General features: G+C 53.9%; 19 protein-coding genes. 10 read left to right on the plus strand and 9 right to left on the minus strand.

Annotated elements, in window-relative coordinates:
• Window positions 1-11: 11 nt before the first annotated feature.
• Window positions 12-86, plus strand: a complete 75-nt coding sequence (locus tag G7009_RS28295) for a hypothetical protein (protein WP_375139576.1) — start codon at window positions 12-14, stop codon at window positions 84-86.
• Window positions 87-419: 333 nt separating this feature from the next.
• Here G7009_RS28295 and G7009_RS26930 read toward each other — a convergent pair whose 3' ends face one another.
• Window positions 420-695, minus strand: coding sequence for a hypothetical protein (locus tag G7009_RS26930; RefSeq protein WP_181133313.1), 276 nt, complete (start codon window positions 693-695; stop codon window positions 420-422).
• A gap of 632 nt (window positions 696-1,327) precedes the next feature.
• Here G7009_RS26930 and G7009_RS26935 point away from each other — a divergent pair.
• Complete coding sequence (locus G7009_RS26935) at window positions 1,328-2,050, plus strand: hypothetical protein (RefSeq protein ID WP_181133314.1); 723 nt, start codon at window positions 1,328-1,330, stop codon at window positions 2,048-2,050.
• 146 nt (window positions 2,051-2,196) lie between these two features.
• Here G7009_RS26935 and G7009_RS26940 read toward each other — a convergent pair whose 3' ends face one another.
• Both G7009_RS26940 and G7009_RS26945 read right to left on the minus strand, forming a co-directional pair.
• Window positions 2,197-3,159, minus strand: coding sequence for a tyrosine-type recombinase/integrase (locus G7009_RS26940; RefSeq protein ID WP_181133315.1), 963 nt, complete (start codon window positions 3,157-3,159; stop codon window positions 2,197-2,199).
• Window positions 3,156-3,545 carry a hypothetical protein gene (locus G7009_RS26945; RefSeq protein WP_181133316.1) on the minus strand — a complete coding sequence of 130 codons (390 nt, stop codon included), beginning with the start codon at window positions 3,543-3,545 and terminating at the stop codon, window positions 3,156-3,158. The genes G7009_RS26940 and G7009_RS26945 overlap by 4 nt, the downstream gene beginning before the upstream one ends.
• Window positions 3,546-3,737: 192 nt before the next feature.
• Here G7009_RS26945 and G7009_RS26950 point away from each other — a divergent pair, with 192 nt between their 5' ends.
• A complete protein-coding gene (locus G7009_RS26950; protein WP_181133317.1) occupies window positions 3,738-4,430 on the plus strand; it encodes a hypothetical protein in 693 nt (230 codons plus the stop codon).
• Between the two features lie 44 nt (window positions 4,431-4,474).
• Window positions 4,475-5,281 (plus strand): hypothetical protein, encoded by an 807-nt coding sequence (locus tag G7009_RS26955; RefSeq protein ID WP_181133318.1) that lies wholly within the window; start codon window positions 4,475-4,477, stop codon window positions 5,279-5,281.
• Between the two features lie 448 nt (window positions 5,282-5,729).
• Here the strand turns inward: G7009_RS26955 and G7009_RS26960 are convergent, their stop codons facing one another.
• A complete protein-coding gene (locus G7009_RS26960) occupies window positions 5,730-6,056 on the minus strand; it encodes a four-helix bundle copper-binding protein (RefSeq protein ID WP_181133319.1) in 327 nt (108 codons plus the stop codon).
• A gap of 424 nt (window positions 6,057-6,480) precedes the next feature.
• Here G7009_RS26960 and G7009_RS26965 point away from each other — a divergent pair, with 424 nt between their 5' ends.
• A complete protein-coding gene (locus G7009_RS26965) occupies window positions 6,481-6,663 on the plus strand; it encodes a hypothetical protein (RefSeq protein WP_181133320.1) in 183 nt (60 codons plus the stop codon).
• A 255-nt stretch (window positions 6,664-6,918) separates the two neighbouring features.
• Here G7009_RS26965 and G7009_RS26970 read toward each other — a convergent pair whose 3' ends face one another.
• Complete coding sequence (locus G7009_RS26970) at window positions 6,919-7,488, minus strand: hypothetical protein (protein WP_181133321.1); 570 nt, start codon at window positions 7,486-7,488, stop codon at window positions 6,919-6,921.
• Window positions 7,489-7,963: 475 nt separating this feature from the next.
• Here G7009_RS26970 and G7009_RS26975 point away from each other — a divergent pair, with 475 nt between their 5' ends.
• Window positions 7,964-8,383: a hypothetical protein gene (locus G7009_RS26975; protein WP_181133322.1), complete on the plus strand. Its 420-nt coding sequence runs from the start codon at window positions 7,964-7,966 to the stop codon at window positions 8,381-8,383.
• A gap of 90 nt (window positions 8,384-8,473) precedes the next feature.
• On the opposite strand, the gene G7009_RS26980 is transcribed toward G7009_RS26975, so the two are convergent.
• From G7009_RS26980 to G7009_RS26995, 4 genes are all read right to left on the minus strand, one after another.
• The gene (locus tag G7009_RS26980) at window positions 8,474-8,746 is read right to left on the minus strand and encodes a hypothetical protein (RefSeq protein WP_181133323.1); all 273 of its coding nucleotides are present in this window, start codon (window positions 8,744-8,746) and stop codon (window positions 8,474-8,476) included.
• Complete coding sequence (locus G7009_RS26985; protein ID WP_181133324.1) at window positions 8,746-9,381, minus strand: AAA family ATPase; 636 nt, start codon at window positions 9,379-9,381, stop codon at window positions 8,746-8,748. Before G7009_RS26985 ends, G7009_RS26980 begins: the two co-directional genes overlap by 1 nt.
• A 567-nt stretch (window positions 9,382-9,948) precedes the next feature.
• Window positions 9,949-10,164: a hypothetical protein gene (locus tag G7009_RS26990; protein ID WP_181133325.1), complete on the minus strand. Its 216-nt coding sequence runs from the start codon at window positions 10,162-10,164 to the stop codon at window positions 9,949-9,951.
• A 401-nt stretch (window positions 10,165-10,565) separates the two neighbouring features.
• A complete protein-coding gene (locus tag G7009_RS26995; protein WP_181133326.1) occupies window positions 10,566-11,003 on the minus strand; it encodes a hypothetical protein in 438 nt (145 codons plus the stop codon).
• Between the two features lie 253 nt (window positions 11,004-11,256).
• Here G7009_RS26995 and G7009_RS27000 point away from each other — a divergent pair, with 253 nt between their 5' ends.
• The 4 genes from G7009_RS27000 to G7009_RS27015 all read left to right on the plus strand — a co-directional run bounded on the left by G7009_RS27000 (window position 11,257) and on the right by G7009_RS27015 (window position 15,999).
• Window positions 11,257-11,619: a hypothetical protein gene (locus tag G7009_RS27000; RefSeq protein ID WP_181133327.1), complete on the plus strand. Its 363-nt coding sequence runs from the start codon at window positions 11,257-11,259 to the stop codon at window positions 11,617-11,619.
• Window positions 11,616-14,231 carry a relaxase/mobilization nuclease domain-containing protein gene (locus tag G7009_RS27005; protein ID WP_181133328.1) on the plus strand — a complete coding sequence of 872 codons (2,616 nt, stop codon included), beginning with the start codon at window positions 11,616-11,618 and terminating at the stop codon, window positions 14,229-14,231. The genes G7009_RS27000 and G7009_RS27005 overlap by 4 nt, the downstream gene beginning before the upstream one ends.
• Before the next feature lie 12 nt (window positions 14,232-14,243).
• Window positions 14,244-14,408, plus strand: coding sequence for a hypothetical protein (locus tag G7009_RS27010; RefSeq protein WP_181133329.1), 165 nt, complete (start codon window positions 14,244-14,246; stop codon window positions 14,406-14,408).
• A gap of 205 nt (window positions 14,409-14,613) precedes the next feature.
• Window positions 14,614-15,999: a replication protein gene (locus G7009_RS27015; protein ID WP_181133330.1), complete on the plus strand. Its 1,386-nt coding sequence runs from the start codon at window positions 14,614-14,616 to the stop codon at window positions 15,997-15,999.
• Window positions 16,000-16,040 lie beyond the last annotated feature (41 nt).

Raw genomic sequence — 16,040 nt, forward strand, 5'->3', positions numbered from 1 at the left:
AGGCCGAAGGTGTGCCCGTTGCAGAGATTGCTCGCCGTTTGGATATTACGCGTCCCACGGTATATGCGGCTTTACGCGAAGTGTAAAAGGTCTGTCGCTACTACTAGGTGGCGAAGCCCTCCCCCAGCGCAGCTGCTTTGACTGTGCTGGGGATCGTTTCCGTTACCCTGCCCTACTGTATACCTATCCACTGTAAAAGGTCTGTCGCTACTACTAGGTGGCGAAGCCCTCCCCCAGAGTAGCTGTTTTGTTTCTTGCTTCGCCCAGCAGGGCTTGGCATTGAGGCGTCTCTAGGCTCAACCCAAGGAACAGAAACTAGAAAACCTCCTTGGTGCGCTTCGTTAGCTCACTCCTCTTGGCCACTGGCTAAGGGCTGTCCCCTGAATAGCCTGCTGCGCAGAAGAAGCGATCCCTGTGGGTCAGGTTTCGCCCAACAGCCGCAGGAACTTCAACAGTCCTCTGGAGGGTGGCTGTTGAGGGTCGCTGAGCCGCTGGTAGACACTCAGCGTGGCTGTGCCAGGGTGTCGTTGTTGGTACAGCATGCCCATGATCATCGCGCCCTTGAGCTCAGCTTGGTGGTCGGCGAGTTGCCTCCGCTGCTGTTCCTGCCGCAGTTCCTCTGCACGATCATGTGCGAGGGAGAGTTGCCGTAGCTGTTCCTTGAACTGTTCGGGTGTGCGGCGTTTGAATGACATGGTAGGGCCTCCGGTCGTGGGCTTTGTTGCACGCTACGCCGAAAAACGCTCAATGCACACTGCATTGAAAATCACCTAAGGCTCAAAGCTCGACTGTCAGCTGTTTGATACCTACTGACGTACAGAAGCGTTCCAGGGCTGTCAGCGACCGCCATATTCGGATTGGCTCCCTACGACTGCGCACAGGCCTCCAGGAGGTGCTTAGGCGGCCTTGGAGCGACCATCCCCCGTCTACCCTGACGGCTCGCAGTTCGCGCAGCACCTGGTCACTCACAAGCGCTTCCAGGGTGTCCTGCTGTATTGCCCGTTTCATGCGTGTCCTTCACTCAAAAAACCATCTGTTTTTGATCGAGCCTGGCTCAGCAAGTGAGTGTGCTCGATCAGTACCAGGTCGAATTCTGAGGGAGCCTCGATCAGCTTGGCCACCAAGTGCGTGTCAGGGTGCGCGTCAAACCAGAACCTACCCAGCTGCTACGCCAGATCTGGGGGTTCTGAGTGCCGCGAGTGGGCCAGGATGCGCACAGTAGCGCCTTGTCTGTAGGGGCCGATTGAACATAGCACCCGCTATCTATAAGGGAAAATCCGATATAAGCTAGCTCGATTGTATCCCCACTCTATTTACAGGAAGTTTCATGTCAAAACGCATTTTGGCATTTGTCAGATTTTTCAAGGAACAAGGGCATCGCGACATGTTCTTGCGCGGTGAGCTCTACATGAACCGTCTGAAGTTTTTCAAGCGATACGAAGAGCAAACCGAAGGCAACATCGGCGATAAGCATGAAGCGGTAAGTCATTGGCTTCAGCCCGAAGAAGTAACGATTTCTCTCGAAGATCCTCGGACGGGTGAGGTGATCAAAATCGAAGGGATTTCCGATCCCGTTCCCGTGCAATATTTGATGTTTGATGAGTACCACGTCTACTGCTTGTTTGCAGTCTATTTCGATGAAGATGAGCGTTTTGAAAATCTGGAAGACATGAAGCTCAAGATTCTGCCGGACGTTCGGGCTGGGGATCTTGGTAGCTTTTGCTCAATCATAGAAGCGGAGTCGTTTATTCAGCGATTGGACAAGGTGTTGCCTGAAACGGGCGTGAATGTAGGTCGAGGGCTGGTTGAATATTTTGACCCTGGAACCTTTAATGGCTCGTTCAATGGGCAGGATGCAATCCTGCGTAAGAAGTCGAGCTTTGCTCACCAGCGTGAGTACCGCATTTTCACGTACAACCGGACAATTGGAGATGAGCCGCGAGTTCTCCAGATCGGCGACCTTTCGGATATCACATTCAATTGCCATAAAAGCGAGCTGGCCAAGGTGATGGTGCTGGACGAAAAGCCCACAAACAATAGCACGACCTAGCGTTCATGGTGGTGATGTAGGTGTGATTGAGGATCAGGGTTTAGCATCTCCGGCGAAGCCGATGCATACCGCATAAGCAGGTTTTGCCTCAGTGTTTACAGGGTGTTGAGCCCACCTGATTTAGAGTACTTGTAGGCGCCACCAGGCTATAGATGAACCCGCTCGACTTCGTCGAGGCTGATCTCATCGCGGCGTCTATCATAAAGCTGAGTGGTTCTGGTGGAAGAGTGATTAGCCATCGCCGCCGCATTTTCCAGGCTGCCACCATTTTTCAGGTAGGCGGTGATCCCCGTCGCCCGAAATGTGTGGTTGCCAATTGGCGTCCGGATCCCCGCCGCCAGCGCCCGTCGGCGCACCATCGCATGCGCATTGGCCTGCGGCAGTGCAGTGGTACTCAACTGCCCGGTACCACGGCCAATCGTGCGAAACAGCGGCCCTTTCGGGTCATCTTGGATCCCTGTCTGCACCAGGTACGCATGCAGGTACTCCTCCAACAGATGATGGCAGGGCATCGCATGCTGCTTGCCGCCTTTCTCTTTCAAGCGCACCCACAGCCGTCTATTTTGCGTATAGACGTCTTCGACCTTCATCGCCAAGGCTGCGCCGATCCTGGCAAAGGAGAACACCATCAACGCGATTAAGGCACGGTCACGCAGGCCTGCCGGCGTGTTGATATCGATGCTGTCCAGCAGCTGCCGCGCCTCGCTTGGATCGAGCACCGGCGTCTTGCCGGTGCGGCTGGTGTGACTAGGCCCGCGTACCGAGGCTGCGGGGTTATGCGGTACCACCTGGCCGACTACGAGCCAGTCGAACAGGTGTCGGATCGCGGCCAGCCGTTGCTTCACCGAAGGGGCGGCTAGTGTTTGGCTTTGGAGCTCGATCCAGGTGGCCACATGCAGCGGGGCCACCGCCGCCAGATCGGCCACCCCGACCTCGGCGCACCAGGTCAAAAACGCGTTTGCTGCGCGAGCATAGGCACGCCGGGTATTGGGGTTGCGGATATTCGCCGTAAAGAACTCCACAAAGCGCATTCCGGCGCGCTCGCCGGCCTGACTGACCAGCGCCGGAAGCGAGGCGCTTAACGCTGAACTCAGGGCAAGAGAGGTCATGAGGTTTTATCAGTTTCAGCCAGTTGCGCTTTGAGCCTTAGGGCTTTGTCCACCAACAAGTCCATATCTGCTTGGCTATGCGCCTCCAGCTCGATCTCTCCTACCTTCAACCGTACCTTTCGACCTGCCCGTCCCTGAATCCATGCCCCTACGGCTACCCCTACGATGGGGCCAGCAATTTGCGCGACCGAAATAACGTATTGCCCTATTGCATACCCCTCAGCACCGACAGCATCAAAGGTCATGCTTCGTTGAGAATACAAAATGCCAGCATCGCGCAGCGCCCCGCTGACTGCTGTAAGACCCCGTTGATATTCTGGATCACGCACAGCTGGGTCATTGGGGGCAGCGGTAAGAATGAGCGTTATCCGTTCCAAATCAGACATTGGAATTAGCCTTCCTCTAGGTGATAAAGGACATTATCACATGTATAAGAGCAGCAGGGGGCGTGCCAGGTGCCGTGTGCCGAGGCCGCAGCACCGCCAAAATAATAATTTTAAATATCATAAAACAATCATTGCAAATGTAATATTACTTCGCTAGTCTATGCCCATACCGACCGACTAAGGGCAGCAACGATGAGCAGCTTCTGGCGTAACCAGTTCGAAAAAAACTTTGTTTCCACCGACACGAAGCTGGGTCTGGACGAGATTCTTCAGGAGGCACACGACGTCTATTGGGGGTCGCTGGGCGCGTCGCTGATGAAATTTCATGGCGAAATTGATCCGGCCAAGCTGGAAGCTCTGGATCAGCTCTACAACGGTGAATCCGCTGTGCGAATGGCTGCAAAGGATTGCTACGACTATGCAATCAATGGCCGACTCAGCCTCGCCCAGGATGGGGAGGAAGAAACCAGGATGAATGACAACTGGGCTCGGCTGGCAACGCTAGTGCTCTCCGCCAGGCCGGATATTGAGGTTTTCTCACCTCGAATCGGCGGACGCGAAATGGTGTTACCGAAAGGACTTGAACACCTTCTCCTCCAGGCGCTGGTCAGAGCGCGCCTCGACCTGGATACCCATCCGAAATTTGGAAATGACCAGGCGCTGCCCATGTTCTTGTCCGGAGAAGACAACAGCGGCTACCTGACGCTGAAAGAAATCGCACTACTGGGCCAGATGTCAGAACGGGCCGTGCGCAATGCCGCGCAACCCACGGCGGCAGATCGACTGCAAACCCGCAAGGAACAGAGCCAGACGGTGGTCGACTCCGAGGAGGCGTTGCGCTGGTTGAAGGGCCGCCGGGGCTTTGTAGCCACCCGCGCAGATTGATACCGCAGAGCACTCAACCCATCGCCACCGTAAAGGACATCACCATGAGCCTCGAACAGTTCAGCAGCCTACTCTCCACCTCCAACCACAATTTTGCCAACGCTCTGCCCGTCGAGCTGCTGCTCTCATCGGAAGGCGGCTTGCAGACCTTCTATGCGCCCTTCGACCACGTCAACGCGGGGGCCCGAATTGTGCTGTGCGGCATCACGCCAGGGTTGCAGCAGGCCAGCCGCGCCCTGGACGAAGCCCGTCAGCAACTGCAGGCCGGTGCCTCCATCGAGCACGCCAAACAAGCCGCCAAGGAAACGGCCAGTTTCGCCGGCGCAATGCGCAGTAACCTGGTCAACATGCTCGATCACGTCGGCGTGCATATGCTCCTGGGCATCGACAGCTGTGCGCGGCTGTTCGATACACACCGGTACCTGGTGCACTACACCTCGGCATTGCGCTACCCGGTATTCCTGGATGGACAGAACTACAGCGGCAGCCCGAGTATGCTCAGTCGTGCCAGCCTGCGGCACCAGGTGGAAACGCACCTGGCGGAAGAGATCCGGGCGTTGGGCCCTCAGTGTCTCTATGTCCCATTGGGGCCCAAGGTCACCGAGGTCTTCCAGCACCTGCAAGGCAAAGGCTTGCTGAAGCCCGAACAGCTGCTGGATGGACTGCCGCATCCTTCGGGGGCCAACGCTGAACGCATCAGCTATTTCCTCGGAGGAAAACCTCGCGAACAGCTGTCGAGCAAGACCAACGCCGCCACACTGGATGCGGCCAAGACGCGGATTCTGGCCAAGCTGGCCATCCTGCAGCGCGAAGGCCTTAATGAACTGAATCCGAGACCGCTGTCCGAGTAGTGATGCAGGGGGGGGATTTCACCAGCAGCCCGTTGTAGAAACCGCCTGGGGTGGGGCGGCAGTACCCCCTCTCTCAAGTGCTGGGCTTGCCCAGCTTACTGCTCAGCAGTGCAGCGGCCCTGGTATCCAGAGCCGCTTTTTTTTGCTACTTACGACAGAGTTATGCGACAGCTCAAAGCCAGCAAAATCAAACCCCTGTCGCGGGTCGCATAACTTAGAACTTTTGCGACAGTACACACTTTATAGGTTGTAGGGCTATGACCGAAACCTGACGCACATAAGCGCCAGGTTCGCTACACCGGAACAAGCGCGACTGATGGCATAAGGTCATCAGTTAGGCATGCTTTTATCATCATCCGATCAATGTAATGGGCATCGCTATTCTCGGACGGCTGCGGAAAATGCTTTTGAGACGGCCGCCCCGCTTTGCACAGGCCGGCCATACGGCTTAGGCAGCCATTTTTTCGCATTGCTCAGCACAGGCGAGGCAAGCTTCGGCACAGCGCTGGCAATGATCCGCACTGTGTTTCTTGCATTCTTCGCCACAGGTACGGCAGATCTGAGCACAAACTCGGCACAATTCAGCGGAATACTCGCTGCCACGGGCCATGAATGCTGCTGCCATACGGCAAATTTGAGCGCAATCCATGTCTAGCTGGATGCAGCGAGCCATCATCTTAACGTCGTCTTCTTTCAGGCAAGCTGACGAGCACATGTCGCAAATCACTGCGCAGTTACTACAGGCCTCGATACACGACTGGAAATCTTGGTTCATGATCTTCTCCTCTATGGGTTCGGATAGCCCGCCATCAGGACGATTACAAGGTACATCCTCGAGGCAGGCTATGCAGTCGACCCACGCCTTATCAGCAAGTTTCTTATACTGACCAAGCTGACAGAATTGTAACGATCTAGGCGCAGGAAATTGCCATAGCTGGGACTACGTTGCGTCAGGCGTCAGGCGGGGGTACGCCAGGAGGAATCGACAGAGGGTTGCACCGTCAGGGGCAGAGCTAGGCTAAAGCTGGGCGGGATTTACCATAAATCCCGTTATTCGCAGTCCGGGCGGCGCGGGGCTGGTTAGATGAGAATTTTTCGCATTTGGATTCCCTGATTACCCGGCGCAGCCGGAAACCCCTGCAAAATCACTGTTCGGACTGCCGTTATGCTGGTCACTCACTTATCAAGAGGTACTGACCATGTGGGATTTTCGGAAAAAGCGGCAAACCATCGAGCAGCAGCGCAAGGTCAAGCGGGTTTTGGACGCTCATGAGACCGTTTTGGCGCTGTATCAGCAGCTGGACAAGCCTCGGAGCCAGGCTGACGAGTTGGCACGCGTGAAGGCCAGTTTTGACAGGGGTCGTGATGGGGTTCTGCGGTGATTTGACGTGACATCAGGTGACGTTAGATGAGACAGAGTGATTGACACTGATGTCATCTGTTTCCTACTATAGTCATGCACTATAGTGATTCACTCGAGTGTAACCAGGGTGGTTACAGGGATCTTCGGATCGCACCCCGCTTCTGATGAGAGTCAGATGGCCCAGTTGCCAGGTAACAGCGTCCTGCCCCGTCGAACGCATGCAATCGACGGCTGAGAATCCCACCTTTGAGTGGGATTCGCCGTTTCTGGCCCCTCACTTTTGCGGCTTCGGCCGATTCCGGACTTCCTTGGGGCACTGGCCCTTGGGCTTCTGCTGCGTTTCCATCGCGACCTTGAAGACACTCGACCCCTTTTTGTTGATCGGGGTATCCGGTGAGCCTTCGCCGGTGCGGGCAAAATACGCGCTGGTGACGTGGATGCGCAGCAAGCGGTGCTCGCGGTAGAACGCCAGGCACACCTTGTAGGGTTCCAGCAGGCCCGTGGCGCTGTTCAGCACACTCATGGTGAAGAACCGTTCGCCCTCGGTGTGGTAGATGGTGGCAGCGTCCAGCTTCTCAATGATGCCTTTGAGCTGCTTGGACGCTTCGTAGCGCTCCAGGCAAACCAATTGCCCATGCCGACCGTCTTCGTAGCGGTACGGGATATTGGTGCCGCTGTCGTCTTTGGTGAAGCAATGCAGGCCATACGTCACGACAAACTTGTAGTCGTACCTGTCACCCTTGAACTCTACTTCATGGCACGTCAGGTGCCCCAGGTCATAGATGACCCCGTCGTGCTCGAACGGCTCCCACTCCTTGATGGAGTCGACATGAAATTTGGTCAAGCTCAGTCCTCGAGCACGTAGGGTAAGAGCTCGATTTTACACGAAAAAAACCACCCGTCTGGCAAGCTGAGGCGCAGGTGAACACGCCATGCTGTAAGCGTGACCTACTCCGCGCATGGCTGCGACTTGTAGATCGATATTAGTTCAGAGACCAGTCTCTGAACATCAGGTTAGGTGCTATCGGGGTTATTGGGCCATTGGACTCATTGTGCTCATGCTGACAGCCTGGCGGCGTCCGACCCCTGCCTGCCCGGCGCCGGCGAGGCCGTCACCGGACATTCAACGGTCTACTTTTAATGCGGAATTAATTAAATTCGCATGCTTATATTATTCTGCCCGTATGCGGGATTAAAATATTACGTATGCGTAAATAAATAAATCCGCATGCGAATCAAAAATTATTCATATACGTAGTTGACCGAATCCGCATGCGTATGTAATAATTTTCGCATACGGATCAAGAAGAGGGCATGCAATGCGCTTCAAGACTTCAGCTAAAAAGATTATGTGCATCCGCACCACGTATGTTCCTGGTGCAGATGGTGTTCCAGGTCGTGGTGTCGACAAGACCATTGTAAGCGTTGATTTGTGGTCGACGAGCGTGCCAGAGGATGTCAAAGACCTCCTCGATGAAGCAGAGCAGCAGCAGCTGCAAGCGTTTCTGGACGAGCGTCAGCAGCGCAGCGAAAAGCTAATGACGGGCTATGCTCTGGAGAAGCTGGCCAAAAACCTGGAGACTGCTACCAAGGCGCTAGATAACCCGGAAATACTGGGTCGAGAGCTGACCCAAGCTGAGATCGTGGCGATCTGGAGAGGGCTCGATGCGATGCGCTTGAAAATGAAGCGCGCTGGCTATCTGCGTCCGAAAACGTCGGCAGGAGAGGGTGGCAAGTAAGCGGGAAAGGGGCCCTTAGCAGGGCTCCTATGAATTAATAATTAATAATTAATAATTAATAATTAATAATTATTAATTGCTAATTATTAATTAGTACCCGGCCTGCTCTAGGGCGGCTTTGATGATTGCGCTCACGGTGCGCTGGTCGCCGCCTGCGCGCTTGTTGGCCAGGGCGGTGTCCTGCAGTTTTTCGATCATCGAGGGCGGCAGGCTGACGCTAATATTCTGCGCTTTCTCTTCCATCCTGGATGGAATTTCTTTTTGCTTGCCGTAGGGTTTGTCAGCTAGACGATCAGCAATTTTATTTGCTTCTGCATCAGAAATTTGTTGAGCGGCGGCGGTTTTACTGCGGGGCTTGACCATCAAAAAACCTCCTTCAACAGGGCGGCGATTTCGTCGGCGCCTTCGTTCTTACCCAGCTCGAGCACCGAACGGCCTTGGCTGGCGGCATCTTTGTAGATCTTACGTGAGTAGCCAATCGCGCTCAGCACTTCGAACTCCGGGAATTCCGCGACGTAGCCCAGGAATTCCTCGCGCTCTTTGTCTTTGACTTTCGCGTGAGTTGAAGCCAGGGCATGATAAATTCTCACACGAAGATCTGGATTGTAGTCACGAGCCACCAGGAGCTGATCCTGCAATTCTCCCATTGTATTGAGATCAAATTGCGAGCACTGGTGAGGTGCAATTACCTGATGCGCGGCAAGAATTCCAGTAACCAGTTCGCGGGAATTGCGCCCGGCAACGTCGACAATGACATGATCGAAACGGCTGTCCAGGCTGCGCAACGTCGATGTGATCGCGCCCAGTTTCTCGATCAGGGTGAAGCCTGGCTTCAAGCCCATGGCTTCTCGTTCGGCGTGCCATTCGGCAGACGAACGCTGCGGATCAGCGTCGACGAAACACACGTCTGCGCCTTGTAGAGCAAGACCTGTAGCGATATTGGTGGCGGTCGTCGACTTGCCCGCACCGCCTTTATTACAGCCCACAATCGTGATCATGCTCACCCCCAGGTTGAGCGTTGTGATTTATTAATTGTTAATTATTAATTAATAATTATCAAGCGATTTCTCAGGCCTGGTGGTGGCTCGGACAAAGATCTGCATAATAGCAATCACGAGTTTAATAAATCCGTATACATTTATTTATAAATTCGCATACAGAAATTATTTGATCCGCATTCGGAGTTATAATGATACGCATGCGGATTATAGAAAATCCGTATTCTAGTAAAGTGCGGAGCTTTAATATTCCGCATGCGGATTATTAAGTTTCCGTATCTGGCCCAGACAGAATTCTGCTGAGGTTTACCAGGTGGAAAGTGGGGGGAGTCGCTGCTTCGGCGCAGCCGGCTAGCTGTCCGATGCAATCAAAAGGCCGCCAGTGCGCACCAATGCCAGCCTGGCGGGCTCCAGGGCTATTGGGAGCTCGAGAGGGAGGCGGCTACGCCGCAGGAGTCCTTTGGCCTGGCTGACCTAAGGCCTGTTTTGTCGGCAGCCGCTCTGGCTCCATTACCAGGCGGTCACTCCGCTCTTGATCTGACTCTTGCATAGAGTTTGACAGGAGATTTAGCCCGCCTTAGCTCGGAGCTTTTTGGCACCAAACCCGAGAGCCAATGCCAGCAATGACCAGAGAGAGATAACGATTACGTGGGCTAGCCATGTATAAAAATCCCATGTGATCAAAGCTTCACCAACGAAAATGAAATTGAGAACGTAAACGCCGATAAAGAGAGCCAGCAGAATCCAAAGGGTCTTAGAGAGCATTGAAAGGACTGTCGCCATTACTTGCACCTAGCATATTTTTCTTTGAGAAAGTCGAAGAGATCAAGCCTATCGTATCTGCACCTTCTCCTGCACGGTGTGGGGTAGCACCTATACCGCAGTACATTCTCTTGCCTGTCCGACCTGTGTGCTGTTTTGTCTGCAAATGCCCTGGCTGCTTGATCTGCACCTAGGCAGTAGCTAGGAGACCAGTCTCTGAGCATTAGTGATTGTGCTGGACTACCGCTGGCAACCAGTTGCTGATCTGACTTTTGCTCTGCTCTGCTAGGAGTGCAGCTGCTCAAAGACCAGTCCCCAGGTTGTATGGGGCTGGTCTGCTAGACCAGCCCAAGTTGGCGTCGGACAAACAAATACTCTTTGCACAGAGACTGGTCTCTGTGCTAATAATCGTTAAACGGGCATTACATGCCCAGATCGTCCTCCAAGATCTTCCCTGAAAGTTTTCGCAGTCGAGATTCGTCAAGCTCGCTTTTTAGTGCGCACTCAAACAAGCTGTATAGCTCTTTTGCCATGGCTGTTGTTTCTTCACCAATTTCCAGTTTTGCCCTTTCACCACAACCCCGACTGCTATCAGCCCAGGCGGTAAGTTTGTTGTTGGAGATCGAATGGCCAAAATTTGTTTCTTGCCATTTTTCAATTTTGTGTTTAGAAGCCTGGCTCCTATCTGATTCAAGTGCCCAGGAAGTTATTTCAATGAGCAGGCTTTGTCTATAGCGTCGGTGAACACCCAAGACCTTTGCTGCTATTGACCTGCGTTGGTTGGTAGTCAGTTCTTTGTCCTTCAGGAGACTTTTCAGATCATCACTATTTTCCTGGCTTTCTCTGAGCTGTTTTTTCAATGTTATGACTATCATATTGACATTACCCTAAAGATTTTCTTGCTCTGATTATCTCATGGCAATGCATTGTGATCAAAAGCATTTGACGTCTTGGTCGCTCATTTTTCATGATATTAAAAGCGGAAGAGCTTAAGGAGCCAGGGCTAACTCGGCTCCGCCGAGTTCCTCGATTTGGTCGCGTTGCTCCCTCTTCTCAGCCTGGCCCCGGCGCTATGCTTGGGGGGAAAATCAAAAACAACAAGAGCGAAAAGCCATGACAGCGGAAACGAAGAAACGGCGGCATGGGCCAGTGCCCAAGCCAAAAGAAGAAAAACGCAACCGGCGTGTCAGTGTGTATTTCACTGAAGCCGAATATGCAGAACTGCTTACACGCGTAAAAACCCCCGGCGAGTTGTCGCCGTATGCCAGGCATCAACTGTTCGCTGGCAAAACCCCATACAGCGTTTCGATACCAGAAACCAACTATTCAGCCTGGGCCGCCACTGCCGGCCTGGCGAACAACCTCAACCAGCTGGTGCGCAAGCTGGGGGCATTTGGCGTTGTAGACGCTGACCTGCAGGCTGTTCGCGACTTGGTGCGTGAGCTGCGTGCAGCGTTGGTGGAGGTCGGCAAATGAAGGGTATGCAGAAGATCAAGCGGGGCTCCGGCTTTGCCGGCGTCATCAGCTATGCCCTGGACAATGACAATGGCCAGGAGCTTGGACAGGTCATTGGCGGCAATATGTCCGGCACCACTGTCAAAGAACTTGGCTCGGAATTTGGCGCCGCTCGCAGGGTTCGACCTGATGTGAGAAAACCGGTGTGGCATAACTCCTTGCGATTACCGGAGGGCGAGAAACTTCCTGAAGAAAAGTGGACGGCAATAGCTGATGATTACATGACTAGAATGGGATTTAGCGACAAGCACCCTCGCGTCTATGTATTGCATGATGAACCGGAAGGGCAGCATATTCATATAGTAGCAAGTCGCGTTGCCCTAGATGGAAATTTGTATCTGGGGAAAAATGAAAACCTCATTTCAACAAAACATATCCAGGCGCTGGAAAAAGATTATCAACTGACCATGACAAAAGGCCCTTCAACTGTTGATGGCCGGATTGTTATGCCCGATGTTGTCAGGCCGAAGTCCGGCGAAGTTGGAAAATTTGAGCGGACAGAGGAAGCGCCGAAACGCTTTGCACTGGCTGCAATAATTGATAAGGCGATAGCCGACAAGCCCACCGCTACTGTATTCGCTGAACGTTTAATCCTGGCTGGTGTGGAAATTCGGGCAAACTTTAGTAAAGACAAGCTCAATGGATTTTCTTTTGCGATAGATGGCGTCGGATTTAAAGGCTCACAACTTGGTAAAAAGTACACTGGTAAAGCACTTTTCGAGAGGGGATTGTCCTATGAGCAAAATAGAGACTATGCGCAACTCAGGCAGTACAGCAGCGCAGCTAAAGAGCATGCAGAGCGTGATCGACCTGCAGGAGACCCTAAAACACTTGAATCCGGCGGAGATCGAGCAAGCCATAGCCCAGGTTCAGCAGACGGCGGCAGTCTATGGGGACTTAATCGCCAGGGGGCTGATAGAGCCGACCCAAGCGTTGTTGGTCGTGACGCAACAGGCGCAGGACGTGACGAATCACCTCAGGACGACCGTGGGCGCAGCACAGGATTACCTAGGCAAAGTAGCGACAGTCCTGAAAGAGGCGACAGCAGCACTGAAACTCATTCAGGAGCCAAGCACGGTCAAGAAAACCAGCCTGGAGGTTCTGCTATCCATGGCGCCGGCAGCATCGTTTCTGATCAGCTTGCTAACACTGGCAGTGGTATTGATTCGGGGGTAGATGTTTCTGGCGTTGGGCCTATGCACACGGGCGATGAAGCAACTGACAACCTGCTCAAGCTCGCATATCAAGGAGCCATGAAAGAAGCCCAGGAGGCATCTGCCCGGCAGAAACGCGGGTGGGCAGAATATGACGCGGTGATAAAAAAACGCCTTGCTGAGGCCCAGGCGACCGTCAACAAACTGCTTGGCCTCTGCAAGCCTGGCAGATCGACCCGACGTAGCTACAGCTACGAAAGGCCTAATAGCGCCAAGCTTTCCAGCATCGCATCCAGGGCGACTGACGCCGGATGGCGTGACCGAGAAATTGCTCAGTTTTCCAGGGCGGTCGGAGCCAGCGGCTTTGATTTGGCTTTCAGCGACCCCAGCAAAAAAAGAGGATCAGCCAGGAAAACCCTTACGGGTAAACAGCTCGAAAACTCACGTACTGTACGGGGTCTGGCGGATTATTTTGCCCGCAGCGGCAGTGTTGCAGCCCGGCCATTGAACGACGATGCTCATGGAGTGATCCTGCTGACCGGCCTGACAGCCGAGGCGGTTCAGGATCTAGCTGATAGAGGGTTTTCGGCTTCAGCTGTGGTCGAGGTTGCCGGCAAATATCAGGCTTGGATTCGCACCGATGAAAAGCTCACTGCCGGCGAGCGTGAGAAGCTGTGTGAGCGTTTTTCAGCCCTCACTGGTGTCGTACAGGAGCCTGACGCCTATGGCCATTTACCGGGCTTCTCAAAGGGCCTGCAGGCGGTCGCCCTTGTATCAGCCCCTGGCCATTCAGCGCCGGCAGCTCAAGACCTGCTGCAGGACATTCGCCAAGAAATTCAGCTTGAGAAAACCAGCCTGAAGCTCGGACAGTCGGCGCTTACTTGGTCGCAGCTTGACTCGAGCAGCTACCAGTCTGTGGGCGGCATCAGAACCTTGAGAAGTGGGTGGTTTAGAGAAGCACGCGACGGCGTGCAGTCCGACTTAATGGATCGCAACCTGCAGGTCACTAATGAGCGTATTGAAGCCAAAATTCTGGAGTCGATGGCCAGACAAAAATTCCCGGTAGATCAGGCTTATCGAGCCGTTTTCAGCGATTCGAGGGTCTGCGCTGGCATCGAGCTCGCTGCTGCGCAGCTTACGACTCACGCATATGCGCGTGTAGCGCTTGAGGGGGAGGGGAAACGACCTGATAGCCTCGATATCGAGGCTGAGGCTAGGCGTCGGTTTCCTGCTGTTTTTGATCGCGCTGAAAGCCGCGTAGATTCAGGGCTCCAGGCTATGCAGGATCGGATGAAGCTGGATGGTCAGGCCGAGCAACTTGAGTTTGAGCGAAAAGCTGATGAGCAGCGCTTGACGAAAGCCATGGAGGCCGCTGAAAGGGCTGTGCAGGAGCACAAAGGCACTCTGACGAAGGGGTGACACAAGATTTTTATGTATCAAAAAGGCCCGGAGAATCAGCCAAAATGGATGATCGCCTCAAAAGCCAGTGATTTGCTGGCTAGCGTGGAATGTGATGATTTTGCTATAACTGCTGGATTGCTCAGCCAAAAATCTACCGAGATGAGTGGATTGGCAATCAGAATTTGGAATTATTGAAACGCTAGAAACGACAAAGCCCGGCTTGCAGGCCGGGCTCTGAAACACCAAAAAAGTAGACCGTGAGATCCAGTGCGCATCAGCTTGGCGGCCCGAGACGCACTGAATCTCCGCAGATCCGGAGTCAGTATATGCTCAGCATTGGAGCACTTTCAACCTTTGGCCGCCGCCACACAGCACCAAGCGTGCTTGTAAGGCGGTGCCAATGTCATCAGCGCTAATCCTACCTGGTGATTCCCAGTTTGAGCTTTTCGACGCGCTCGATGAGGCCCAGCTTTATCACCCGTTCGAAGATCGACACGGCTTCTTCTCCCTTCTGTTCGCGACCGACACCAAGGGTAAGAAAATCCAGAAAAGCTACCCCTTGACCGATATGGCCCAGGTGCTAAGCCTCGTTGATTACACGCGTGACACCTGGATCAGCCAGGCCGAATTTACGGTGCCAAATCGACGTGTAGTGAACTTGGCTAGGGTTGGCTTGTTCTTTGTCGATCTTGACACCTACAAATCGGACTTGATGAAAGATCGGTCGATTGCTGGGCAGATCCAAACACTGCATTTTTGGTGCTCAGATAACAACATCCCCCTGCCGTCCCTCGTCGTATTCAGTGGTCGTGGCCTGCAAGCAAAGTGGTTCTTTGAGAAGACGCTCCCAAGCGCTGCGCTGCCTAGATGGAACGCATGCCAAAAGGCGTTGGTTGCAGCTTTGGAGCCCCTGGGCGCAGACCGTGCAGCAAGAGACGCATCGCGTGTACTGCGTCTTGTAGAGTCGGTGCACAGCGTATCTGGACAGCGTGTCGAAGTAGTCGATGTTCAAGGTTCTGCATCGTCACCTGTGCGCTATGACTTCGAACAGCTGGCCGAGCAGTTGTTGCCCTATACACGAGACCAGATTAAGCGTGAGCGAGGAGCTCGAGCAGCAAAGCTTGAGCAGAAGCAGCAGCGTCTACAGCTTGCGATAGACAATCCTCGTGCCGAGATCTTCAAAGGCTACAACTGCCGGGCTCTCGCATGGCACCGGCTCAACGATCTGCGAAAACTGGGAGATCTACGAGGTGGATGGGTGGACAGCAACGGCGCATCAATGCGCACGCTGTCCCTGCATTGGCAGCTTAATTTTCTTTGTTTGTCTGGCACGGTTAACCCTTCGACTTTCCACTTCGAAGCACGTGAGCTTGCAAAGCAGCTTGATCCTACCTGGGCCTTTGCAGTCGATGAGCTAGGCACACTTAGAGCAAAAGCCCTGGATTATGCGTCCGGCAAAACGGTTGAGTTTGCGGGTCGCAAATGGCCTGCGCTATACACGCCAAAAAATCAGACTCTGATTGATATTTTTGGCATCACTGATGCTGAACAGCGTCAGCTCAAGACGATCATCACGCCGGCGTTGGCCACCGAGCGTGATACGGAGAGGCAGCGTGTAAAACGACGTGCAGCAGGTATGCAAGAACGCTCGGAGTACCTTGCCGCAATCAGTGACCGCAAGGCAAAGGCGCGTGCCCTCAAGGCCGAAGGTGTGCCCGTTGCAGAGATTGCTCGCCGTTTGGATATTACGCGTCCCACGGTATATGCGGCTTTACGCGAAGTGTAAAAGGTCTGTCGCTACTACTAGGTGGCGAAGCCCTCCCCCAG

Source organism: Pseudomonas capeferrum (genome assembly GCF_013523055.1).
Taxonomy (GTDB): domain Bacteria; phylum Pseudomonadota; class Gammaproteobacteria; order Pseudomonadales; family Pseudomonadaceae; genus Aquipseudomonas; species Aquipseudomonas capeferrum_A.